This window comes from Mycoplana sp. 10N416, from assembly GCF_056394765.1.
Genome location: NZ_JBFTIM010000065.1, coordinates 1 through 354, shown reverse-complemented (window position 1 = coordinate 354; position 354 = coordinate 1). Strand labels below are relative to the sequence as shown.

Here is a 354-nt window from a genome sequence, read left to right as displayed (position 1 = left end):
GTACGTCACCGAAGTCGACGACAAGAAGCTGATCGAGGCCGCACTTGACGGCATGCTGACCAGCCTCGACCCGCACTCGGGCTACCTGTCGCCCGACAGCTTCGAGGACATGCAGGACACCACGCGCGGCGAGTACGGCGGCCTCGGCATCGAGGTCACCAGCGAGGAAGGCGTGGTCAAGGTCATCTCGCCGATGGACGGCACGCCCGCCGATCGCGCGGGGATCCAGGCCGGTGACTACATCACGGCCGTCAACGGCCAGTCGGTTCTGGGCCTGACGGTCAACGAGGCCGTCAAGCAGATGCGCGGCCCGGCCGGCGAGACGGTGACCATCACCATCGCCCGCGAGAAGAC

General features: G+C 67.2%; 1 protein-coding gene. It reads left to right on the top strand.

Annotation, left to right across the window (positions count from 1 at the left end; all coding sequences use genetic code 11):
• Positions 1-354, top strand: a 354-nt coding sequence (locus AC1DDS_RS25830; protein ID WP_477481453.1) for a S41 family peptidase, incomplete at both ends; no start/stop codon positions are given.